The sequence below is a fragment of the Vibrio sp. 10N.286.49.B3 genome, from assembly GCF_002873395.1.
In the GTDB taxonomy this organism is placed as follows: Bacteria; Pseudomonadota; Gammaproteobacteria; order Enterobacterales; family Vibrionaceae; genus Vibrio.
Genome location: NZ_MCUV01000065.1, coordinates 1 through 432, shown reverse-complemented (window position 1 = coordinate 432; position 432 = coordinate 1). Strand labels below are relative to the sequence as shown.

Annotated in this window: 1 pseudogene; it reads right to left on the bottom strand. The window is 42.8% G+C overall.

Going from position 1 to position 432, the window contains the following annotated elements:
* Positions 1-432: pseudogene (locus BCU68_RS15830) on the bottom strand (transposase); the annotation flags it as partial.

The following is a 432-nucleotide window of genomic DNA, read 5'->3' as shown; positions in this document are numbered from 1 at the left end:
CGGGATGTGAATTATGGTCAGATTTTTAAAGTCATCGGTGAGATAACTTTGGTGCCAGCTCGCTTGATCCATGATGACAGCGGAATGTTTGCCTATCGGAGTTGCTCGAGATATGAGTTTAAGGTGTTCTTTCATCACTTCCATATTGCTTAGTGGAGCAACAATAGCCTCCGCTTGACCAGTCGTCACACATACTGCTCCAAACAAATAAGCATATTCAAACTGCTGTTGTTGAACAGCTCTAGGTCTAGTGCCTTTCTCTGCCCATATTCGAGTGGTTGTATTGCGCTGACCAAACCTGGCTTCATCTTGAAACCATATTTGAACGTCATTTAGGGAGACATGCCCTGGGATCTTAAAGATCGTTTCGATTTGGAATTTTTTTAAAAGCTTCTTGGGCTTCAATTGATAGTTTCGGGTGTTTAGACCGAG